The sequence below is a fragment of the Pseudomonas chlororaphis subsp. aurantiaca genome (assembly GCF_013466605.1).
In the GTDB taxonomy this organism is placed as follows: Bacteria; Pseudomonadota; Gammaproteobacteria; order Pseudomonadales; family Pseudomonadaceae; genus Aquipseudomonas; species Aquipseudomonas chlororaphis_I.
Genome location: NZ_CP059162.1, coordinates 5,770,002 through 5,791,752 on the forward strand (window position 1 = coordinate 5,770,002; position 21,751 = coordinate 5,791,752).

Sequence of the window (21,751 nt, forward strand, 5' to 3'; positions counted from 1 at the left end):
CCATGCACAACTACGTCATCATCGACGCCTTTGCCAGCGTCCCGCTGGAAGGCAATCCGGTCGCGGTGTTCTTTGACGCCGATGACTTGTCGGCCGAGCAAATGCAACGCATCGCCCGGGAGATGAACCTGTCGGAAACCACCTTCGTGCTCAAGCCACGTAACTGTGGTGATGCGCTGATCCGGATCTTCACCCCGGTCAACGAACTGCCCTTCGCCGGGCACCCGTTGCTGGGCACGGCCATTGCCCTGGGTGCGCGCACCGACAATCACCGGCTGTTCCTGGAAACCCAGATGGGCACCATCGCCTTTGAGCTGGAGCGCCAGAACGGCAGCGTCATCGCCGCCAGCATGGACCAGCCGATACCGACCTGGACGGCCCTGGGGCGCGACGCCGAATTGCTCAAGGCCCTGGGCATCAGCGACTCGACCTTTCCCATCGAGATCTATCACAACGGCCCGCGCCATGTGTTTGTCGGCCTGCCGAGCATCGCCGCGCTGTCGGCCCTGCACCCCGACCACCGTGCCCTGTGCAGCTTCCACGACATGGCCATCAACTGTTTTGCCGGTGCAGGACGGCGCTGGCGCAGCCGGATGTTCTCGCCGGCCTATGGGGTGGTCGAGGATGCGGCCACGGGCTCCGCTGCCGGGCCCTTGGCGATCCATCTGGCGCGGCATGGCCAGATCGAGTTCGGCCAGCAGATCGAAATTCTTCAGGGCGTGGAAATCGGCCGCCCTTCACTCATGTTCGCCCGGGCCGAGGGCCGCGCCGATCAACTGACGCGGGTCGAAGTATCAGGCAATGGCATCACCTTCGGACGGGGGACCATCGTTCTATGAACAGTTCAGTACTAGGCAAACCGCTGTTGGGTAAAGGCATGTCGGAATCGCTGACCGGCACCCTGGATGCGCCGTTCCCCGAGTACCAGAAGCCGCCTGCCGATCCCATGAGCGTGCTGCACAACTGGCTCGAACGCGCACGCCGCGTGAGCATTCGCGAACCCCGTGCGCTGGCGCTGGCCACGGCTGACAGCCAGGGCCGGCCTTCGACGCGCATCGTGGTGATCAGTGAGATCAGTGACACCGGGGTAATGTTCAGCACCCATGCCGGAAGCCAGAAAGGCCGCGAACTCACAGAGAACCCCTGGGCCTCGGGCACGCTGTATTGGCGCGAAACCAGCCAGCAGATCATCCTCAATGGCCAGGCCGTGCGCATGCCGGATGCCAAGGCTGACGAGGCCTGGTTGAAGCGCCCTTATGCCACGCATCCGATGTCATCGGCGTCTCGCCAGAGTGAAGAGCTCACGGATGTCGAGGCCCTGCGCAACGCCGCCAGGAAACTGGCCGAAGTTCAAGGTCCGCTACCGCGTCCCGAGGGTTATTGCGTGTTTGAGTTGCGCCTTGAATCGTTGGAGTTCTGGGGTAACGGCCAGGATCGCCTGCATGAACGCTTGCGGTATGACCGCAGCGATACGGGCTGGAAGGTGCGGCGTCTGCAACCCTGAATAACGCGATTGGTCTTCTTCCTTTCGGCGAGGATGAAGGTCAGTAACCGAACGAGTCAGCCAAGGAGGCTGACTCACTGAAGACGCTCCGACGGACCTGGCGCGGCTCAACTATTCATTACAGGAGTTATTAAATGTGTGGTCTCACAGGATGGGTGGACTATACGCGCAGGCTCGAAGGGGAAGACCCTGCAATTCGTGCCATGACCAATACGCTCGCACTTCGCGGGCCTGATGCCGAAGGCATATGGAAACATCGACACGCCCTTCTGGGGCATCGACGGCTGGCGGTCATCGACCTGAGCGGCGGTATCCAGCCGATGGTCTATCGCTTTGCGGACGGCCAGGAGGTCTCGCTGGTCTACACAGGGGAGGTCTACAACCACGATGCATTGCGCGACCAGCTACGGCAGGCGGGGCATGAGTTTCAGACTCGCAGCGATACCGAGGTCGTGCTGCATGCCTACCTGGAATGGGGCGAGCGTTGCTGTGATCACCTGACCGGCATGTTCGCCTTTGCCCTGTTCGACGGACGCGATGGCCACCTGCTTCTGGTACGCGATCGCCTTGGGATCAAGCCGCTGTTCTATGCCCGGCATCGTGAAGGGCTGCTCTTCGGCTCGGAGATCAAGGCCATCCTGGCTCACCCGGAATTCACCACGGGGCTGGAGGTGACAGGGTTGGTCGACGTGCTCACGCTGTCGAAGGGAACCGCCCAGACGCCTTTCAGGAACCTGATGGAGCTGCTTCCCGGCCACTTCCTGTCCTGGCGCCCCAATGGGCAGATGAAGATCCAGTGCTACTGGAAGGTACGCCGCCAGGAGCACCAGGACGACCTGCAGACGACCGTGCAACAGACCCGCGAGTTGGTCACCCACGCGCTGGGCTCGCAGTTGTATGCCGACGTTCCCGTGTGCTCGCTGCTGTCCGGCGGGCTCGACTCCACCACCCTCACGGCTATCGCGCAACGTATCGTCAAGGCGAAGACCGGCGGGGATATCAATTCCTTTTCGGTGGACTTCACTGGCCAGTCCGCGCAGTTCAAGAGCGATGACCTGCGTCCCGACCAGGACCAGCCCTTTGCCCTGTTGGCCGCGAAGTTCATCGGTAGCCGGCACCAGACTGTCCTCATCGACAACGAGGAACTGGTCTCCGACCTGGCGCGCGAGGAAGTGTTCCGCGCCAAGGACGTGCCGTTCACCTTCGGCGACATGGATACCTCGTTGAACCTGTTGTTCAGGGAAATTCGCAAGCACTCCACGGTGGCCATCTCGGGAGAAGGTGCCGATGAGGTCTTCGGTGGCTATGGCTGGTTCCGTGATCCTCAGGTCATAGCCTCCGCGTCCTTTCCATGGTCGTCGCGGGTGAAGTTGCCGGCCGGTTTCATCAATGCCGACTTCAACCGCCAATGCGATCTCGCCCAGTACCAACAGGCGAGCTACGACGATGCCCTGCGCCAGGTCGAACACCTGGCACACGACAGCCCGCACGAGCGCCGGATGCGCGAGCTTTGCCACATGCACCTGAAACGCTGGATGGTGATGCTGCTGGACCGCAAGGACCGTTTGAGCATGTGCAACAGCCTCGAGGTACGTGTGCCGTTCACCGATCACGAACTGGTCGAGTACGTCTATAACGTGCCTTGGTCGATCAAGAGCAAGGATGGCGAGGAGAAGTGGTTGCTCAAGCAGGCCTGTGCCGACTTCGTACCGGAGGCGGTGATCAAACGCCGGAAGAGCCCCTATCCGACCTCGGCCGACCTGGGCTACGAACGCTTCCTTCGCCAGAGTGCCCGGCAGCTTCTGCAGGACACGGGGAACCCGGTGTTCGGCATCGTATCCCACGCCTATATGGCCGAAGAACTGCGCCAGCCCGAGGGCTACTTCAATACGCAGATGAGCCGGCACAACCTGGAAACAGCACTGGCGCTGGATGCCTGGCTACGCTTGCACGGGATCTCGGTCTGAGACGAGCCAGGTTTGCCGGCGCCCCCTTCGTTCGAGCCATGCCACCCTGGCAGGCTCGTTCAGTTGTAGCGGTCAGCCTGTCGCCGGTTGGCTTGCCACCCGTACCGAACGTCAGTAGGGCGCTTGGGCCGGGTGGCATCCGGGAACGCAGTGAAACGCGTCGCCTGGTTCCAGCCCAGGCGCTGGCCACCGAAGAAAACACGGCGCTCGGCAGCGCCCATGCACACCGGCGCGCCGCGCTTTCATGGCAAAGCCCAAGCCCCGTCCCTGCCCCTCCCAAGCGCCACCACCCGCCACCTCCAGGCCAGCGTCTGGCATCGGGTCTTGCCCAGAAGCGCCAGCCATATCGGCACCGTAGCGATCAACAAAAGGCCCAGCATGGGCTTGCTCACTGCTGTACATTCCTCCCCACGGACGACACATCATTTACCCAGTGAACGGAGTTCAACGCGTGTTCTCGACCCTCAATCCGCGTCATCGCCGGCTTGCCAGTTTCTCGCTGATAGCCGTCGCCCTCAGCCTCGCCGCCTGCAACGCTTCCGCCCCCTCCCACACCGCCCTGCCCCCCGCCCCGGAAATCGCTTCGGGTTATCGCACCGACCTGCAAGTGCAGCACGCCGACCAGCATATGGCGGCCGCGGCCAACCCGTTGGCGGCCGAAGCCGGGCGCGAGATGTTGCGCAAGGGCGGTTCGGCAATCGATGCGGCGATTGCCATGCAAGCGGTGCTGACCCTGGTGGAGCCGCAATCGTCGGGCATCGGCGGCGGGGCCTTGATCGTGCTCTGGGACGGCAAGGCCGTGCGCACTTATGACGGTCGCGAAACCGCGCCGGCCGGGGCCACCGAGAAGTTGTTCCTGCAGGCCGACGGCAAACCCATGCCGTTCCCCCAGGCGCAGATCGGCGGCCGCTCGGTGGGTACGCCTGGGGTGTTGCGGGCCCTGGAACTGGCCCATAAAAAACACGGCCGCCTGCCGTGGGCGCAACTGTTCGAGCCGGCGATCCGCCTGGCGGACCAGGGCTTCCCGATCTCCCCGCGCCTGCACAGCATGATCGTCGCCGACCCGTACCTGGCGAAATCGCCGGACATGGCGGCCTACTTCCTGAATGCCGATGGCACGCCGAAAGCCGTCGGCACCCTGCTGAAAAACCCGCAGTTGGCCGCGGTGCTCGAGCGCATCGCCAAAGAAGGCCCGAACGCCTTGTACCAAGGCCCGGTCGCCCGGGAAATCGTCGCCAAGGTGCAGGGCCACGCCAACCCGGGCAGCCTGTCGCTCAACGACCTGCAAGGCTACCGCGCCAAGGAGCGCGAACCGCTGTGCACCGGCTACAAGCGCTGGCAGGTCTGCGGCATGCCACCGCCCTCCTCGGGCGGGATCGCCCTGGCGCAGATCCTCGGCACCCTGCAGGCGCTGGAAGCCCGCGACCCGCGTTATGCACTGCCACCGCTGAAACCGGTCAAGACCAGCCTGCCGGCCGGCCTGGAACCGGCGCCTGAAGCCGTGCACCTGATCGCCGAGGCCGAACGCCTGGCCTATGCCGATCGCGCGTTGTACGTGGCGGATTCGGACTTCGCCCCGGTGCCGATCGCCGGCCTGGTCGCCCCGCGGTACCTGGCGCAGCGTGCCGCCTTGATCGGCGAGCGCAGCATGGCCAAGGCCGAGCCCGGCAAGCCCCAGGGCATCCAGGTGGCCTATGCCCCGGACCGCTCGCCGATGCGCATTTCCACCTCGCAAGTGGTGGCCGTGGATGACCAGGGCGGCGCGGTGTCCATGACCACCACCGTGGAAGCCGCCTTCGGCTCGCACCTGATGGTCCAGGGCTTCATGCTCAACAACCAGATGACCGACTTCTCCTTCGTCCCCGAAGAGAACGGCCAGCCGGTGGCCAACCGCGTCCAGCCGGGCAAACGCCCACGCTCGTCCATGGCACCGACCCTGGTCTTCGACCGCAACAGCGGTGAACTGCTGGCTACCGTCGGCTCGCCGGGCGGCTCGCAGATCATCGAGTACGTGGCCAAGTCGGTGATCGGCATGCTCGACTGGAACCTCGACCCGCAAGCCGCCATCAGCCTGCCCAACTTCGGCAGCCGCAACGGCCCGACCGAACTGGAGCAAGGCCAGTTCACACCTGGGTTGAAAGCGGCGCTGAAAGCCAAGGGGCATGAGCTGACCGATATCGACATGACCAGCGGTACCCAGGCGATCGTGCGGGTGCGCGATGCCCAGGGTAAAACCTCGTGGGCCGGTGGCGCCGATCCACGGCGCGAAGGGGCCGCGTTGGGGGATTGAGGCCAACGCCGGAAACCACAAGGGCTTGCCGCGAGGCAGGCCCTTTTTATTGCTTCCGCCACAGAAGCGCCGGCATGCGGGGCCAAGGCTGTATGCCGATTTTTACTGGGCTCTGTGTCTGACGCGGTGTTTTGATCCCTCCTAGCATCACCTTTTTTGCCGAGGTGCATGGGATGAGCGAGATTCCTGGCGGTATCGATTTTTCAGGCTTGGCGGTGCGCCGGCTGGTGGCCGACGACCTCGAACTGGTCTGCCGCCACCGCGAGGCGATGTTCCTCGAAGCCGGAGGAGAACCCGCGGCCCTGCAACGGATGACCGAGCACTTCCGCCCCTGGTTGCGCGAGCGTTTGCCCGATGGCCGCTATTACGGCTTTGCCCTGCTGGACGGCCAGCAACCGGTGGCGGCCATTGGCTTGATGAGTATCGACTGGCCGCCCCACCCGTCCCATCCGACCCAGGACCAGCGCGGTTATGTGCTCAACGTATACGTCGAACCCGCCTACCGGCGCCGAGGGCTGGCCTCGGCCCTGATGAAGCTGGCGGAAGCCGAATTCATCCAGCGCGGGCTGAGCTTCGCCGTGCTGCATGCCACCGAGGTGGGCAAGCCGGTGTATGCCGGATTGGGCTGGGCCGCTACCGCGGAAATGGCGAAGGTGCTGGAAGGCGACTGAACACAGACTCCTGTAGCCGCTGACGAAGGCTGCGATAAGGACCGAAGGGCCTTCAACGCCAGAAAGATCGCCGCGCCCGTGCCGGTCGATCGCAGCCTTCGGCAGCGGCTACAGGATCCTTTATGGCTTCAAGAAATGCGCATTCGCCGGTTGCCTTGATTCCCGCTCCGCCAATCCTGCGTAACCCGTCACCCTGATCTGTTTGGCGGCAGACGGTGATGATTCTTCGAATCAAGGAGGTTCACCATGAAACACACCCTCAATCCGTCCCCTTCCTCCCTGCATACCCTCGGCGAAATAACCTTTGCCAATTGTGGCGAAGGCAAACGCCCGCTGCTGCGGGTCAACGCCGACGTCCCCCTGGCTGACGCCCTGGAACACGCCTCGCTGCTGCTACATCTGGCAAAACAGTTGCCCCTGGATGCGGCCATGGAACCGCAGGCGGACCGCTATGCTTGGGCGGCACATTACCTGGGTGAGATGGGTAAAGCGGTGATGGATGATGTGCACACCGCGATGACAGCAGGCGCTGATCGACACTGAGCCACACCTGCGGGACGGGTAGCCTCGATGGCTGTCCGTCCATCGCCTTCCTCTCTCACTCCCTTGCTTAAGTCCCAGGGCGGGACTAGGATTTTGAGCCATGAGGATTATCGCCGTCAGTCATTTGAAGACGTTCTGGGAACAGCACCCGGATGTCGAGCAACCGCTTCTGGCCTGGATCGATGAAGCGCGCAACGCCAACTGGTCGAACCCTGCACAGATCAAGGATCAGTTTTGCAGCGCGAGCATTCTTAAAAGCCGTCGCGTGGTGTTCAACATCAAAGGCAATGACTACCGCCTGGTAGTCGCCGTGGCTTACCGCTTTGGCGCCCTCTACATCAAGTTCGTTGGCACTCACCAGCAGTACGATGCCATCGACGCCGACAGCGTTGAAATGGAGTAACGACCATGCAGATTCGCCCCATTCGCACCGACCAGGATTACCGCGCGGCACTCAAGCAGGTGTCGGTACTGTTCGATAACGAGCCCGAACCCGGCACCGCAGAAGGCGACTACTTCGACGTGATGATCACCCTGATCGAAGCCTATGAAGCCAAGCACTTCCCCATCGACCTGCCCAACCCGATCGATGCCATCAAGTTCCGCATGGAGCAATCGGACCTGTCAGCCGCCGACCTGGCCCCGGCCATCGGCCGAACCAACCGGGTCTACGAGGTGCTCAACGGCAAACGCGCCCTGACCCTGCCGATGATCTGGAAGCTGCACCAACTGTTCGGCATCCCCGCCGAGAGCCTGATCAAACCGGTGAAATCGGTCTGAGCGGTTCTATCCGCCGCGCATCTCCACGGTCCCCCGCCAGCCTCTTCCTATGCCCTCGTCGTCGGCAAGGGCATTTTCTATACGAATTCCATACAGCACTTGCGCCACTACGACAGCATCGGTCTGTTCACTCCAGCGCTGGCCGGGCAGGACAACGGTTATCGCTATTACAAGCCGGAACAGATCGGCATCCTGGGGCGCATTGTCTGGTTGCGGCAGCTGGGCATGGGGCTGGAGGAGATTCGCGGGTTGGCGGACAGCGGTGCGCTGCACAGCGTGTTGAGTTTGCGCCAGGCGTTGCAGGCCCATGCCGGTGAGCTGGAAACGCAGATCGCCCGCAGCCAGAACGTGCTCGGCCAGTTGCAGCGTTATCTGGCGCAGCCCGAATACAGCCTGCCGGCGCCGCAGACGCCGGTGCGGGTGACGCTGGCGGCGCAGCGCATCATCGGCATGGCCTGGCAGCAGGATGACCAGGGCTCGATTGCCGAACTGTGGCAGCGCTTCGAGCCACGGGAGCAGGAGATCCAGCGCCTGGCCGAACCGGTCGGCACTTACGGTATTTGCCAGCCCTTGAGCGACGGCCAGTGGCGTTACGTCGCCGGGCTGCCGGTCAGCGCCGAGGCGCCCTTGGTGGAAGGCATGGTGGAACTGGAAATCCCCGCCTGCCAGTACGCCCGGGTCGAGCATCGGGGCACGGTGCGGACCCTGCCGGAAACCTTCCGCGCCGCCTACAGCGAATGGCTGCCGGCCGCCGGGATGCGGGCCGATGAAGGGGTAGAATTCGAGTACACCGGGGAGCGTTTTTTCGGGCCGATGCACCCGGACAGCGTGGTCGAACTCTATATCCCGCTGAAAAACTGATGCCTCGATCGGACAAGCAGCCGACCAGATGACAGGTCCCTGTCAGCAAAAGGACTCATGATCCCGCTATGCTCTGTAGCTAATCCACAGCAACAGAGCGAAGGTCCGATGAGTTTCCAGGCGCCAGTGTTGAAGCAGATACCAGGCATCCGTCACGAGTTTTCTCGGATCGGGGCACCACTGCCTGCCAACCTGTTCTTCTGCTCCCAGGCCCACACCGGCGAGGTGGTCGAGGCCAGCACCACGCTGCCGAGCGGCATCATCCGCGGCGACGCAGTGTTCACCCGCACCGGCCGGCCTATAGCGGTGATTACAGCCGACTGCCTGCCGCTGCTGATCAGCAGTGAAGACGCCTCGTGGGTCGCCGCGGTCCATGCCGGCTGGAAAGGCCTGCACGGCGGCATCATCGACAACGTGCTGCAACACTTCGCCGCCAAGGGCATCGCCGCCCATCAGTTGCGCGTGGCGTTCGGCCCCTCGATCAAGCCTTGCTGCTATGAAGTCAGTCCGGATTTCATCGACACCCTGTCGGCCACCCAAGGCCACCTGTGGCCAGAGGAGCAGGCACCCTGGAGCCACGAACGCCCCACGCCACAGTTGCCGCCAGAAATTGCCCCGCCACCACCGACCCGGCCGGACTCGCTGTGGTTCGACCTGAGCGGCTATGCGCTGCACCTGTTGCGCGCGGTGGGCATCACCCATGAACAGATCGAACACTGCAAGCACTGCACCTACTGTTCCAGCGCGACCCTGGCCAGCTATCGGCGCCGCGGCCACCGGGGCGAGGAAAAATCCTTTCAGTACTCCTGGATAGGGCGAGCCTGAACCAGCGGGTACATCGAGCGGCCTCTCCACGGCTGGAGCGATAGTTTTTTAACGCAGCATCGGATTAACCTTGCGCGTCTCCCCAGGCCAAACGAAGGAGTGATCGTGTCTGACAATCTCTATGCCCCACCTCAAGCCGAGCTGGCCACTGCCAGCGAAGTGCAGCGACCTTTCTATGTGGTGTCCAGAACCAAGTTTCTGACCCTGTTCCTGCTGACCCTCGGCATCTACCAGCTGTACTGGGCCTACAAGAACTGGCAGCAGTTCAAACAGGCCACCGGCCAGGAAATGTGGCCCATCGCCCGCGCGCTGTTCGCGATTTTCTTCACCCATGCGCTGTACCGCGAAGGCGATGCCAAGATCAAGGCGAGCGGCCGTACCTTCGACTGGCGGCCAGGCGAGCTGGCGACGCTGTTCGTGATCATGGTGATTGTCAGCAACGTGATCGATGGCCTGGTGAGAAAGAACATCGGCTTCCCGCTGCTGGATCTGTTCAGCCTGGCGCTGTTGCCGGTGCATGCCTGGATCACCTATCTGGGCCAGCGCGGCCTCAATGAAGCCGCCGGCGACCCGCTAGGGGAAAGCAACGCCCGGTTCACGCCGATCAACTATGTGTTCATTGTGCTGGGCGCGCTGGTCTGGGCCCTGGCGCTGTTCGGCCTGACCCTGCCGCCGGAATAACCTCGGCTCAAACGCTCACATACACCCACGCCTCGATCCCGGACTGCAGCACCACGCTCACGCGCTTGTAGTCCGCCACCTCGTAGCTGTCCGCCGCGGCCAGCTCCTGGGCGGTGATGCGAAACACCGTCCCCGGGATAGGCGCGCTGGCTGCGCTGCCCGGGCGCAGGATCGGGTGATGGGTCTTGCCACTGGTGGCCAGCACCTCGGGGTCGGTGATCTCCACCCAGGCCTGTTCATAACCCGGCAGCGCGTCCGCGCTCCCCTGCAGTTCACGACCGAAATTGGCCAGTTGCACGGCCTTGTCCTGCAAGGTGCCGTAGGAAAACAGATACTCCGATGCTTCAGTGGCAACGCTCATTTTTCCCTCCAGAATTCAGCGGCTGATTTTCAACGCCTGGCGCGCCGCATGGCGCTCCAGCGCCAGCTCGATCAAGCGGCTGACCAGTTCGCTATAGGTCATGCCCGCGGCCTGCCACAGCTTCGGGTACATGCTGATGCGGGTGAAACCGGGCAGCGAATTGATCTCGTTGATCAGCACTTCGCCGCCCTGGGTCAGGAACACATCGACCCGCGCCAGCCCCGAACAACCCAGCACCTGGAACGCCTCGACGGCCAGGGAGCGAATGCGCTCGCTGACCTCTTCGCTGAGGTCCGCCGGCACCACCACCTGGGCCGCCTGGTCATCGATGTATTTGCTGTCGTAGGAATAAAAACCGCTGCCAACGACGATTTCCCCGCAACCGCTGGCGATCGGCTGGTCGTTGCCCAGCACCGCGCATTCAATCTCGCGACCACTGACCGCCGACTCCACCAAGATCTTTTCATCGAAGCCCAGCGCCAGCTCGATAGCCGTGTTGTATTGCGCCTCGCTGGTGACCTTGCTCACGCCCACGGACGAGCCCTGGTTCGCCGGTTTGACGAACATCGGCAGGCCCAGCTTGCCCTGCGCCTGGGCAAAGTCGGTGCGCGCCGCGGTGGCCCGGTTCAGGGTGATAAAGGGCGTCACCGCCAGGCCGGCATCGCGCAGCAGGCGCTTGCTGATGTCCTTGTCCATGCACACCGCCGAACCCAGCACATCGGAGCCCACGAACGGCAGGTCGGCCATGCGCAGCAGGCCTTGCAGGCAGCCATCTTCGCCGAGGGTGCCGTGGACGATGGGGAAAATCACATCGACGTGACCCAGCAGTTCCTGGCTGGAGGTTTCCAGCAGTTGCTGGCTGGCCTTGCCCGGCACCACCGCCAGTTCGCGGTTGGACTGGTTGAGGGCGATCAGCGCCGGATTTTCCTGGTTGATCAGGAAGTTCGAGGTGTCATTGAGGTGCCAGTGGCCGTTCTTGTCGATGCCGATCAGCACCGGCTCGAAACGCTCGCGATCCAGCGCATCAACGATGTTGCGCGCCGATTGCAGCGACACTTCGTGTTCAGCCGAACGGCCACCAAAAATAATCCCGACCCGCAGCTTGCTCATGGTTTGTTCCCGTTAAAAAGTGGTTCAGCGCTTGTATCGGACCGCTCAAGCCGGCTGATGTCGCAGATGAATCAGCGCCACCCGCTGATTCTGTTTGTTCCGGCGCTCTTCGATGGCGAACGGCACGAACCCGAGCTTCGGATACAGCAGCAGGCCCGTCACGTTGTCATTGAAGCAGGACAGGGTCACCTGTGTGGCCTGGTGTTTGTCCCCGGCGATGCGCAGCATCTCGCCGATCAGCTGTCCGGCGACGCCGACGCCGCGAGCCTCGGGATCGACGATGACGTTGCCGATGGTGCAGGTGCCGTGGGTTTCCCACTGATAGAAGTTGGCAAAACCCAGCACCTGGCCGTCTCGCTCGATCACTGTCGAATCGGAGCGCTGGGCAATGGAGTCGCGCAGTTGCTCATGGGTCAGCGGCCAGTTGGCCGCCGGGAAAAAGAAAAACAACTCGTCGGGATGACGGGCAAAACCGCAGATCCGTGGAATATCCCGATCCTGCACGGGGCGAAAAGTGAAGCTCATGTCCTGTCTCCTGACCCTGAAAATCCATGGCGTGCGCGCGGCCCCGGTTTCAACGATTGGCCACCAGATGGGCGCCGAACAGCAGGTAGCAACTGCCGGCAAAGCGGTCCAGCCATTTGCGCGAACGACTATAGACGGCAGCCATCCGGCTGCTGGCGAAGAACAGCGCGACGCAGCAATACCAGGTGAACGACAGCGAGGCCATGGTGAGCACGGCCAGGGCCAGCAGCAACGGCGGCGGTGACGCCGGCATCGAGGTGGCGAAGATGGTGGCGACAAACAGCGCCGATTTGGGGTTGGTCATGTTGCCGAGAAAGCCCAGGCGATAGGCCGAGAACAGGCTGCGGCCCGACTCGCCAGGCAAACCGTTGCCGGCACCGGTCGGCGCTGGCTTGCGCTTGAACTGCTTGAGCCCCAGGTAGATCAGGTAGCAGCCGCCGGCGATCTTGAAGGCCAGGTACAGGGCCGGGGCGGCGCTGAACAGCGACTTGATCCCCAGGCCGCCGGCCAGCCCCCACAGCACCGTGCCGGTGGCGACGCCCAGCGCGGCGGTCATGCCATGGCGACGCGAACAGCTGGCGGCCAATTGCGCCGTGGTAAAGAAGTTCGGCCCCGGCGTGACCACGGCCACGGTCCAGAGCAGCGCCAGCGACAGCAGCGGGCCGGCATACAGCAAATGTTCAAGCGCCATGACACAGACCACCTTTATCGCGTGAAGGGAGGCCGACGCTACTCCACCTCGGGCTCATGGATCAACAGGTCGCCCGGCTGACATTCCAGGTATTGGCAGATCGCGTCCAGGGTCGCGAGCCGCAGGCCCTTGACCTTGCCCTGCTTGAGCAGGGACAGGTTGGCCTCGGTAATGCCGATCGCCGCCGCGAGGTCCTTGGATTTGACCTTGCGCCGGGCCAGCATCACGTCCAGTTGAATGACAATTGACATACTGATCTCACACGAAGGCGCGGTTTTCCGAATCCACTTCACTGGCCTGCCAGAGGATACGCGCGATGATGGAAATGCATGCAGCCAAAAACAGCGCGACAAAGGTCGGGGCGGTGATGCTGAGACTGATCAGGCGTTCGCCTACCGGGGCGTTCAGGGTGACCCAGATGCTGAGCAGCGGCTCGCAGAGAAAGTCCAGCAACACCCACAACGCCACGCCCCGCCCGACCTTGCCCAGATGCACCGCCGCCGCGCTGGAAAAGTACTCGCCGCGGGCATAGCTCTGGAACAACTGGCGCAGATGGCTCAAGCCAAAGGCCAGCGCCAGCAGGGGAATGCTCGACAGCAGAATGCCACCCAGGGTTTGCCACCAGGGAAAAACAGCACCGGCGGCCAGATGGCTCGACAGGCTATTGCTCAAGCCAAAACCGAACCCATAACCACTTTCCGCGCTCAACTGCGGAAACAGCCACAGTGCCGCGTTGAGCAGCAACATGGCAATGATCAGTAACAGGGTGACAGCCGACATGCGCTGGCTGAACCGGGCAAGACCTTGAGACGTCATGGGAAGGCTCCAGAGGAACGAATGTGAGAGAAACCATAAAGAATTAATTATCGTAAAACAATAATTAATTTCTGATTTTCGATCATTTAATTCATAAGCCCAGCGATACCCCCGGGACTATGCTGAAAGTAATGGAGGCCATTGGAGAACGCTCATGAACGGTTTCCTGGTGATTTTCTTCACCCAGCAAAATCGCCGCTATCACGGCAAGATGGTCGGTGACTGGCTCGTCGACCTGGCCAACGAGCTGGGCCTGCGCGGCGCGACCATGAGCACCGCCATCGAAGGTTTCGGCCACACCGGCCGGCTGCACTCCGCACACTTTTTCGAACTCGCCGACCAACCCATCGAGGTCCGCCTGGCACTCACCGAAGAGGAGTCAGCCCGGCTGTTCGAACGCCTGGAGGACGAGGACATTTCGCTGTTCTATATCAAGACGCCGATCGAGTTCGGCACCCTTGGTAAAGAGGCCAAGAAAGCGGACGCGGGCGGATGACGCGCTGAAGACAGTCGCACGCGCCTGGGTTACCGTAAGGGCCTGACGTTGTGTCGAGGACAGCTCCATGGGCAAGCCCGCCCCCAGTAAAGACTGGGTCCACCGCGCGCCTCCCACCCGGGGACTGGAGCGCATCGAGGCGTTTTTCGCCGGTCATGGCTACGACCTGCACCGCCACGACACCTACGCCATCGGTCGCACGCTGTCGGGGGTGCAGAGCTTCCAGTACCGCGGCGGCTGGCGCCACAACCTGCCGGGCGGGACCATGGTCCTGCATCCGGATGAAGTCCACGACGGCGAGGCCGGCACCCAGGATGGCTTCCATTACCGCATGCTTTATATCGAGCCGGCGCTGATCCAGCAGATCCTCGGCGGCCAGCCGCTGCCCTTCATCAAGAACGGCCTGTCCACCGACCCACGCTTGTTCGCCGCCACCGACACCTTGCTGCGCAGCATGGAAAGCCCGCTGGACCCGCTGGAACAGGAAGACGCGCTGTTCGATCTGGCCCATGCGCTGAATGCCGTGTCGGGGGTTTCCCGGCCGGCGCAGCGCTTTGACTACCAGGCCGCGGAGCGCGCGCGGGAATACATGCACAGCGCCCTGGACCAGAACATCACCCTCGACGAACTGGCCACCCACAGCGGTCGCGACCGCTGGAGCCTGTCGCGGGACTTTCGCCTGCTGTTCGGCACCAGCCCCTATCGCTACCTGACCATGCGCCGCCTGGACCTGGTCAGGGCGCTGTTGCTGCAAGGCCAGTCGCTGGTCAGCGCGGCGCTGCTGGCCGGCTTCACCGACCAGAGCCACATGACCCGGCAATTCAGCAAGACCTACGGCCTGCCGCCGGCCCGCTGGCTGAAAATGCACGGCCGCTGAACGCCGCCCGGCACGCACAATCGTACAAGAACCGCCGCGCCGCGCTGATTACCGTAGAGGCCCGATCACCTCTTTACGGAGCCGCACCATGAACCCGGCCAGCACTACGCCCATCCCCTACCAGAGCCTGAACTTCGCCTACAAACTCAGCCTGTTCGACGATCACTGGCAAGCCCGCGTCATCGCCGAAATGAACGACTACCAGTTCAAGCTGGTGAAGCTGCAAGGGGACTTCATCTGGCACGACCACCCGCACACCGACGAGACCTTTATCGTCCTCGAAGGCCAGTTGCGCATCGACTTTACCGACGGCCAGGTGACGATCAACCAGGGCGAGATGTTTGTCGTGCCCAAGGGCATGAAACACAAGCCGTACGCCGAGCAGGAGGTCAAGTTGCTGCTGATCGAACCCAAGGGCGTACGCAACACCGGCGAAGAAGGCGGCGAACGCACGGCGGCCAATGATGTGTGGATCTGAGTTGCCCCGGGGTTGAGCCTCTGTAGCCGCTGCCACTCAGCCGCGCTCGGCGGTTGCCGCCAGGCCCTCGGAGCCTGCCGTCGGCACCCGCAAGCGCAAGGCTAGCAGCGCCCCCAGCAGGGCGAGCAAGGCGCTGGCGCCCACCGCCTGTTCGATGCCGGCCGCCTGCGAGCCATCCAGCCCGGCATTGGCCAGGGACACCAGCAGCGCCAGCCCCAGCGCCCCGCCGATCTGCTGGCTGGTGGAGGCCATGCCCGCCGCCACGCCCTGCTCGCCCGACGCAATGCCCTGGCCGGCCGAGACCCACATGGCGGTCCAGGTCATGCCCTGACCGATGCTCAGCACCACGATGCCCGGCATCAGGCTCCAGAACCCCGCCCCGTCGGGCAGCGCCACATACACCCCACCAATGCCCAGCGCCCCCAGGAGCAGACCGCTGACCAGGGTCGCCCGCAGCCCGAAGCGCAGCAACGAACGTTCGGCCAGCCAGATGCCCACGGTGCACAGCAGCGTCGCCGGCAAAAACGCCACGCCGCTTTGCAGCACGCTGTAGCCGTAGACCTGCTGGAAATACAACGCGAGGAAGTAGTACTGCACACCGAAGCTGCTCATGAACAAGGCGGTAAGGAACATCGCCAGGCGCAACTCGCGATGGGCCAGCAGGCGCAACGGCATCAGCGGGTCGTGGCCACGCTGTTCGATCCAGGCGAACAGACCAAGCAGGAACAACGCCAGCGCGCCGCAACCCAGGGTCGCCGGTGCGCTCCAGCCCCATTCCGGGCCCTGGACAATGGCGAACACCAGCAGCGTGCCGCCCACCGTCACGGTCAAGGCGCCGCTGAGGTCGAAACGCCGGCCACGCTCGCGCTGGCCATCAGCCGGAATCCAGCGCCGGGCCAACAGGGCACAGGCGCCAGCCAGGGGTACGTTGACCAGAAACACCGCTTCCCAGCCCCACCATTGGGTCAATACGCCCCCCAGCAGCGCGCCCAGGGCCAGGCCCGCCGCCGAAGCCGCGCTCCACACCGCGAACGCCCGATTGCGCGCCGGCCCTTCGGGGTAATGGCTGTTGATCAGCGCCAGCGTCGCCGGGAACAGCATCGCCCCGCCGACACCCTGCACCGCCCGCGCCAGCACCAGCAGCAGCGCGCTGCCACCCAGGCCGCCGGCCAGCGAAGCCAGGGCGTACAGGCTTTGCCCGACGATGTAGAAACGGCGCTTGCCCAGCAGGTCGGCCGCCCGACCGCCCAGCAGCAGAAAGCCGCCGAAGGCCACACTGTAGGCGCTGACCACCCATTGCAGCTGTTGCGCGGAAAAACCCAGGTGGCTGCCGATCTCCGGCAAGGCAACGAAGACGATGGTCGCGTCCAGGGCGATGATCAACTGCGCGCTGGCCAGCAGGAGCAGCATCCAGCCGGACGGCCTGGCTGAAGAGGTGGCGGGCATCGTGTCGAGTCCTTGTGTGAATGGAGGGCCCTCAGTTTCTTTGATGCTGATTAGATGATAAATACCGTCATTGCTCTTTCAGTGATGACTTTAATCATGGATCTGAACGCCGTTCGTTTGCTGGTCCGGGTCGCCGAGACCCGCAGCTTCACCCGTGCCGCCGGCGATCTGCGGCTGACCCAGTCCGGCCTGTCGCGGACCATTTCGCGCCTGGAGCAGCAACTGGGCGTGCGCCTGCTGCAACGCAACACCCGCAGCGTCAGCCTGACCCCGGACGGCCAGTTGCTGGTGGAGCGCGCCACACCGCTGCTGGCCGAACTGGCGCAGACCGAATGCCTGTTGCTGGACCGCCGCGACTCGCCCACCGGGCTGCTGAAGATCAGCACGCCGTCGCTGTTCGGGCGCAAGGTGGTGATGCCGCTGATCGGCCGCCTGACCGAGCAATACCCGGACCTGAGCATCGAGGCGGTGATGACCGATCGCCTGGTGGACATCGTCGACGAAGGCTTCGACGCCATCCTGCGCACCGGCGAGATCCAGGACCAGCGCCTGATCGCCCGGCCCCTGGCGCCGCTGCGCTGGGTCACCGTGGCCTCTCCGGCCTACCTGGCGCGCCATGGCACACCGCAGACAGTGGAAGAGTTACAGCAGCACAACTGCCTGACCGTGCGCAACCTGCGCAGCGGGCGCCTGGTGGACTGGCAGTTCATGCTCGATGGCAAGGTGCGCGATGTCAGCGTGCCCAGCCGGCTGATCTTCGATATCGGCGACGCGCTGGTGGACGGTGTCCTGGGTGGTTTCGGCATCGCCCAGCTGATGAACTTCGCCGTCGAGGACGCCCTCGCCGACGGCCGCCTGGTGCCGATCCTGCAGGCCTTTTCCGGACGCAGCCGGGCGCTGTCGCTGGTCTACCCGCCGTCGCGCCAGTACTCGCCCAAACTCAAGGTCTTCGCCGACGCCCTGAACACTGTCAGTTGGTAAACCACGGCTACAGGCGTACCCGCTCGGCGAGGAAATCGATAAAGGCCCTGACCCGGGATGGCAGATGCCCGCCCTGCCCCAGGTACACCGCGTGGAAACTTTCCGGCCGGCTGTCGTCAAACCTCTCCAACAGCGGCAGCAGTCGCCCCTGGGCCAGGTCGTCGGCAATGGTGAAAGTCGCCAGCTGGGCGATGCCGACCCCGTTCAGGGCCAGATGCCGCAGCGCTTCGCCATCGCTGGCCTGCACTCGACCGTTAGGCTGGATCAGCATGGGCGTGCCGTTTTCCATCAGGCGCCAGCCTTCCACTGCCCGCGCATAGTCGAAGCCGATCAGGTTGTGCTGCCCCAGTTGCGAAGGTGCCTGGGGAGTCCCGTGACGTGCCAGATAAGCAGGCGCCGCGACTATGATCGAACGGCTCTCGCCAAGTTTGCGCGCTACCAGCCGCGAGTTCTCCAGCGGCCCGGCGCGCACCGCGACATCGGTCAGCTCACCCAGCAGGTCGACCAGGGAATCGGTGTGCACGATATCCAGGGACACCGCCGGATAACGCCCGAGAAACTCCGCCACCAACGGTGCCAGCACATGCAGGCCGAACGACGCGCTGGTGTTGACCCGAATCCGCCCCACCGGCTCGCGACCGTTGGTGGCCTCGCGCTCCACCTCGCGCACATCAGCCAGGACCCGCACGCAGTTGTCGTAGAACGCCCGGCCTTCCGGGGTCAGTTGCAACTGGCGGGTCGAGCGGTTGAGCAGGCGCACACCCAGCCGTGACTCCAGGCGGCCCAGCAGCTTGCTCACCGAGGACGGCGTGGTGCGCTTGAGCCGCGCGGCGGCGGACATGCCGCCGGACTCCACGACCCTGACGAAGGTTTCCATCTCGGCGAAGCGGTTGATATCGCTGCCAGCCATATGAATTCAACTCACAAATGATGTGCCAGACAGCCGTCTATTTCACGGCAAAAGCCAACTCTATGATGGTCCGCACACTCACTCAAGGACCTCTGGCATGAACACTCCAACCTCCCCCGCGCGCCACTTGCTGGTGGTCGGCGGCTACGGCGTCACCGGCAGCGCCATCGTCGAACACATGGTTCGCCAACCCGACTGGCGACTGACCACCGCCGCACGCCGTAGCGCCCCCGCGCAACTGGCCGACGGCAGCCCGGCGCCGGCCCATGTCAGCGTCGACCTGCTGGACGCTGATGCGGTGAATCGTGCCTTCGGCGATCTGCGCGAGGTCACCGACCTGGTGTTCTGCGCCTACAGCGAACGGGAAACCATGGCCGCCACCGTGGCGCCCAACGTGACCATGCTCGAACACAGCCTGTTGGCCCTGAAACAGGCCGGGGCGAAGCTGCGGCATGTGGTGCTGATCGGTGGCGGCAAGTCTTACGGCGAGCACCTGGGCCACTACAAGACCCCGGCCAAGGAGAGCGACGGCCGGATGATGGGACCGATCTTCTATAACGATCAGGAGGACCTGCTGTGGCAGCGCGCCGAGCAGGACGGCTTCGGCTGGACCGTGCTGCGCCCGGACGGGGTGATGGGCACCAGCCTGGGCTCACCGATGAATATCCTCACCGGGGTGGCGGCCTTTGCCGCGATCAGCCAGGAGCTGGGCGTGCCCCTGCGTTTCCCCGGCAGCCTGCCGGCCTGGAACGCCCTGCATCAAAGCACCGATGCCCGACTGCTGGCACAGGCGGTGCTCTGGGCGCTGAACGCCAGCAGCGCGCGCAATGAAGTCTTCAACATCACCAATGGCGACCACTTCCGCTGGCAGCATGTGTGGCCGGAGATCGCCGGGTTCTTCGACCTGCCGGCCGCCGCACCGCAGCCGATGAACCTGGGAGTGCAGATGGCCGACAAGGCGCCGCTGTGGCAACGCATCGTGGCCAGACACGGCCTGCAACCGACGCCCTGGGAGCAGCTCGCCGCCTGGCCATTCGTCGACGGCTGGCTGAACACCGGCTACGACATGGTGCAGAGCACCATCAAGATCCGCCAGGCCGGTTTCCACGGCTGCATCGACACTCACCAGAGCATCCGCGAGCAACTGCAGAACCTGCGCGAGCGGCGGCTGATTCCCTGAGGCGGATCATAGCGGCAGGGTCTTGCCGTCCACCGAGTCGCCAATCGTCAGGAAATGCCCGCCCGCCACATGGTGCAAGGTGCGCAAGGCATCGTGCCCGGTGAAATGCCAGCGGCCCTCGCTGAACACCCGCTCATCGGCCTGGGCGGCGATGACTTCGGCGAGGAACAGGTCGTAGCGTTCATGGTTGTCCGGCTCCGGCAGCAGCCGGCATTCGAGCCAGGCTACGCAGCCATCGAGCAATGGCGCGTCGACCCGCTCGCCGGCGAAGGTCGGCAGGCCATACAGCACGAACTTGTCGCGGCCCTGGTCACGGCTCAGCTCCAGGCCCGAGGTGGAACCCACGGTCTGCACGATATCGACCTGGGCGGCGCACGGTACGTTGAGCACGAAGGTGCCGGCGGCTCCCAGCAACTGGCGGGTCCAGGTGGACTTGTCGAGCACCACGGCGACTTTCGGCGGTTCGAAATCCAGAGGCATGGCCCAGGCCGCGGCCATGATGTTGCGCTGGCCGCCATGGGTGGCGCTGACCAGCACGGTCGGCCCGTGGTTGAGCAGGCGATAGGCCTTGGCCAGGGAAACCGGGCGACGATGGGATGCGCTCATAGGTAAGGCTCCGGGAGAAAAAGAGTCAATTGTAGCGACATCCTGGTGCTGGGCAGCCGTCGGGATTGGGCATTTTTCCTGGACAATCCATCCAGATTGACCGGGCTTATCCCTGACTCGCAACTACTTAGACTGAGCCTTCACCCCACAGGTTGAAGGAGCTTTTCCATGGCAGACCATTCTCTGAAAAACAAGGTCGCATTGATCGCCGGCGGCGCGAAGAACCTGGGCGGCCTGATCGCCCGGGACCTGGCCGCCCATGGCGCGCAGGCCATCGCCGTGCATTACAAAAGCAGCGCCAGCAAGGCCGACGCCGACCAGACCGTGGCGGCGATCAAGAACCTGGGCGTCGACGCCCATGCCTGGCAGGCCGACCTGACCACCGCCGCGGCCGTGGAACAACTCTTCAGCGACGCCAAGGCCCGCTTCGGCAGGATCGACATCGCCATCAACACCGTGGGCAAGGTCCTGAAAAAACCCATAGTCGAGATCAGCGAAGCCGAGTACGACGACATGTTCGCGGTCAACTCCAAGAGCGCGTTCTTCTTTATCAAGGAAGCCGGCAAACACCTGGAGGACCACGGCAAGCTGGTGACGCTGGTGACCTCGCTGCTTGGCGCCTACACGCCGTTCTATGCCGCCTACGGCGGGGCCAAGGCTCCGGTGGAGCACTTCACCCGCGCCGCCTCCAAGGAGTTCGGCGCCCGCGGTATCTCGGTGACCGCCGTGGGCCCGGGGCCGATGGACACACCGTTCTTCTACCCGGCCGAAGGCGCGGACGCCGTGGCTTACCACAAGACCGCCGCGGCGCTGTCCGGCTTCAGCAAGACCGGCCTGACCGACATCGAGGACGTGGTGCCCTTCATCCGTCATCTGGTCACCGACGGCTGGTGGATCACCGGCCAGACCCTGCTGATCAACGGCGGCTACACCACCAAGTGAGGCTCGGCCTTCTGATCGACGGTTGTCATCGACCCGAGTAATCCGCCAAGGGGCGAGGTAGATTGGCGTCTGGAAAAGATCGCCATCAGGTGCGACATGATTCCGTAGGAGCGAGACTTGCCCGCGATCAAGGTCTGTCTGATACAACGCTACGCGGGCAAGCCTCGCTCCTACAGAAAATGCGCACCGCAAGCTTCGGACCCCGCCCCA

26 protein-coding genes are annotated in these 21,751 nt (G+C 63.9%); 17 read left to right on the forward strand and 9 right to left on the reverse strand.

The genetic code is table 11. The features are described from left to right. Positions 1–2: 2 nt before the first annotated feature. The 11 genes from H0I86_RS26350 (at position 3) to H0I86_RS26400 (ending at position 10,122) form a co-directional block, all read left to right on the forward strand. Positions 3–839 (forward strand): PhzF family phenazine biosynthesis protein, encoded by an 837-nt coding sequence (locus tag H0I86_RS26350; RefSeq protein ID WP_016703606.1) that lies wholly within the window; start codon positions 3–5, stop codon positions 837–839. Continuing rightward, on the forward strand, positions 836–1,504 hold the full coding sequence (phzG, locus tag H0I86_RS26355) for a phenazine biosynthesis FMN-dependent oxidase PhzG (RefSeq protein ID WP_180922732.1): 669 nt from the start codon (positions 836–838) through the stop codon (positions 1,502–1,504). Before H0I86_RS26350 ends, phzG begins: the two co-directional genes overlap by 4 nt. Before the next feature lie 134 nt (positions 1,505–1,638). Beyond that, entirely contained in the window at positions 1,639–3,471 is a 1,833-nt protein-coding gene (asnB, locus tag H0I86_RS26360; RefSeq protein WP_180922733.1) for an asparagine synthase (glutamine-hydrolyzing), read from the forward strand. A 451-nt stretch (positions 3,472–3,922) separates the two neighbouring features. Beyond that, a complete protein-coding gene (gene ggt / locus H0I86_RS26365; protein ID WP_180922734.1) occupies positions 3,923–5,761 on the forward strand; it encodes a gamma-glutamyltransferase in 1,839 nt (612 codons plus the stop codon). A gap of 173 nt (positions 5,762–5,934) precedes the next feature. Next, positions 5,935–6,432 (forward strand): GNAT family N-acetyltransferase, encoded by a 498-nt coding sequence (locus H0I86_RS26370; RefSeq protein ID WP_180922735.1) that lies wholly within the window; start codon positions 5,935–5,937, stop codon positions 6,430–6,432. Between the two features lie 246 nt (positions 6,433–6,678). Further along, positions 6,679–6,975, forward strand: a complete 297-nt coding sequence (locus tag H0I86_RS26375) for a DUF3077 domain-containing protein (protein WP_180922736.1) — start codon at positions 6,679–6,681, stop codon at positions 6,973–6,975. Positions 6,976–7,075: 100 nt separating this feature from the next. Beyond that, a complete protein-coding gene (locus H0I86_RS26380; RefSeq protein WP_180922737.1) occupies positions 7,076–7,378 on the forward strand; it encodes a type II toxin-antitoxin system HigB family toxin in 303 nt (100 codons plus the stop codon). Positions 7,379–7,383: 5 nt separating this feature from the next. Then, positions 7,384–7,755: a helix-turn-helix domain-containing protein gene (locus H0I86_RS26385; RefSeq protein ID WP_180922738.1), complete on the forward strand. Its 372-nt coding sequence runs from the start codon at positions 7,384–7,386 to the stop codon at positions 7,753–7,755. A 99-nt stretch (positions 7,756–7,854) separates the two neighbouring features. Beyond that, a complete protein-coding gene (locus H0I86_RS26390; RefSeq protein WP_258019367.1) occupies positions 7,855–8,616 on the forward strand; it encodes a GyrI-like domain-containing protein in 762 nt (253 codons plus the stop codon). Positions 8,617–8,724: 108 nt separating this feature from the next. After that, positions 8,725–9,441: a purine nucleoside phosphorylase YfiH/LACC1 family protein gene (locus tag H0I86_RS26395; RefSeq protein ID WP_180922739.1), complete on the forward strand. Its 717-nt coding sequence runs from the start codon at positions 8,725–8,727 to the stop codon at positions 9,439–9,441. A gap of 105 nt (positions 9,442–9,546) precedes the next feature. Continuing rightward, positions 9,547–10,122, forward strand: coding sequence for a DUF4234 domain-containing protein (locus H0I86_RS26400; RefSeq protein ID WP_180922740.1), 576 nt, complete (start codon positions 9,547–9,549; stop codon positions 10,120–10,122). Positions 10,123–10,129: 7 nt separating this feature from the next. Here H0I86_RS26400 and H0I86_RS26405 read toward each other — a convergent pair whose 3' ends face one another. From H0I86_RS26405 to H0I86_RS26430, 6 genes are read right to left on the reverse strand one after another with little or no spacing between them, the layout of a single operon-like run. Continuing rightward, on the reverse strand, positions 10,130–10,483 hold the full coding sequence (locus H0I86_RS26405) for a gamma-glutamylcyclotransferase family protein (protein WP_038575834.1): 354 nt from the start codon (positions 10,481–10,483) through the stop codon (positions 10,130–10,132). A 15-nt stretch (positions 10,484–10,498) separates the two neighbouring features. Then, positions 10,499–11,593, reverse strand: a complete 1,095-nt coding sequence (gene ddlA / locus H0I86_RS26410; protein WP_180922741.1) for a D-alanine--D-alanine ligase — start codon at positions 11,591–11,593, stop codon at positions 10,499–10,501. Positions 11,594–11,638: 45 nt separating this feature from the next. After that, on the reverse strand, positions 11,639–12,118 hold the full coding sequence (locus H0I86_RS26415; protein ID WP_180922742.1) for a GNAT family N-acetyltransferase: 480 nt from the start codon (positions 12,116–12,118) through the stop codon (positions 11,639–11,641). Positions 12,119–12,167: 49 nt separating this feature from the next. Further along, positions 12,168–12,809 carry a LysE family transporter gene (locus H0I86_RS26420; RefSeq protein WP_180922743.1) on the reverse strand — a complete coding sequence of 214 codons (642 nt, stop codon included), beginning with the start codon at positions 12,807–12,809 and terminating at the stop codon, positions 12,168–12,170. Positions 12,810–12,847: 38 nt separating this feature from the next. After that, positions 12,848–13,060 carry a helix-turn-helix domain-containing protein gene (locus tag H0I86_RS26425; protein WP_009050838.1) on the reverse strand — a complete coding sequence of 71 codons (213 nt, stop codon included), beginning with the start codon at positions 13,058–13,060 and terminating at the stop codon, positions 12,848–12,850. Between the two features lie 7 nt (positions 13,061–13,067). Next, positions 13,068–13,625, reverse strand: a complete 558-nt coding sequence (locus tag H0I86_RS26430; protein ID WP_009050839.1) for a DUF2975 domain-containing protein — start codon at positions 13,623–13,625, stop codon at positions 13,068–13,070. Between the two features lie 154 nt (positions 13,626–13,779). Here H0I86_RS26430 and H0I86_RS26435 point away from each other — a divergent pair, with 154 nt between their 5' ends. The 3 genes from H0I86_RS26435 to H0I86_RS26445 all read left to right on the forward strand — a co-directional run bounded on the left by H0I86_RS26435 (position 13,780) and on the right by H0I86_RS26445 (position 15,476). Continuing rightward, complete coding sequence (locus H0I86_RS26435) at positions 13,780–14,121, forward strand: DUF190 domain-containing protein (RefSeq protein WP_180922744.1); 342 nt, start codon at positions 13,780–13,782, stop codon at positions 14,119–14,121. A 67-nt stretch (positions 14,122–14,188) separates the two neighbouring features. After that, positions 14,189–14,998 carry an AraC family transcriptional regulator gene (locus H0I86_RS26440; RefSeq protein WP_180922745.1) on the forward strand — a complete coding sequence of 270 codons (810 nt, stop codon included), beginning with the start codon at positions 14,189–14,191 and terminating at the stop codon, positions 14,996–14,998. Positions 14,999–15,086: 88 nt separating this feature from the next. Then, entirely contained in the window at positions 15,087–15,476 is a 390-nt protein-coding gene (locus tag H0I86_RS26445) for a cupin domain-containing protein (protein WP_180922746.1), read from the forward strand. Between the two features lie 36 nt (positions 15,477–15,512). Here H0I86_RS26445 and H0I86_RS26450 read toward each other — a convergent pair whose 3' ends face one another. After that, complete coding sequence (locus H0I86_RS26450) at positions 15,513–16,922, reverse strand: MFS transporter (protein ID WP_180922747.1); 1,410 nt, start codon at positions 16,920–16,922, stop codon at positions 15,513–15,515. A 96-nt stretch (positions 16,923–17,018) separates the two neighbouring features. Here H0I86_RS26450 and H0I86_RS26455 point away from each other — a divergent pair, with 96 nt between their 5' ends. Next, the gene (locus H0I86_RS26455; RefSeq protein WP_180922748.1) at positions 17,019–17,903 is read left to right on the forward strand and encodes a LysR family transcriptional regulator; all 885 of its coding nucleotides are present in this window, start codon (positions 17,019–17,021) and stop codon (positions 17,901–17,903) included. A gap of 7 nt (positions 17,904–17,910) precedes the next feature. Here the strand turns inward: H0I86_RS26455 and H0I86_RS26460 are convergent, their stop codons facing one another. Further along, positions 17,911–18,813, reverse strand: a complete 903-nt coding sequence (locus tag H0I86_RS26460) for a LysR family transcriptional regulator (protein WP_180922749.1) — start codon at positions 18,811–18,813, stop codon at positions 17,911–17,913. Between the two features lie 97 nt (positions 18,814–18,910). On the opposite strand from H0I86_RS26460, the gene H0I86_RS26465 reads away from it, so the two are divergent. Beyond that, positions 18,911–19,993, forward strand: coding sequence for an SDR family oxidoreductase (locus H0I86_RS26465; RefSeq protein WP_180922750.1), 1,083 nt, complete (start codon positions 18,911–18,913; stop codon positions 19,991–19,993). Positions 19,994–19,999: 6 nt separating this feature from the next. Here H0I86_RS26465 and H0I86_RS26470 read toward each other — a convergent pair whose 3' ends face one another. Next, positions 20,000–20,599 (reverse strand): flavin reductase family protein, encoded by a 600-nt coding sequence (locus tag H0I86_RS26470; RefSeq protein WP_180922751.1) that lies wholly within the window; start codon positions 20,597–20,599, stop codon positions 20,000–20,002. Between the two features lie 168 nt (positions 20,600–20,767). Between H0I86_RS26470 and H0I86_RS26475 the strand changes: the two genes are divergently transcribed. Next, entirely contained in the window at positions 20,768–21,541 is a 774-nt protein-coding gene (locus H0I86_RS26475) for an SDR family oxidoreductase (protein ID WP_180922752.1), read from the forward strand. Positions 21,542–21,751 lie beyond the last annotated feature (210 nt).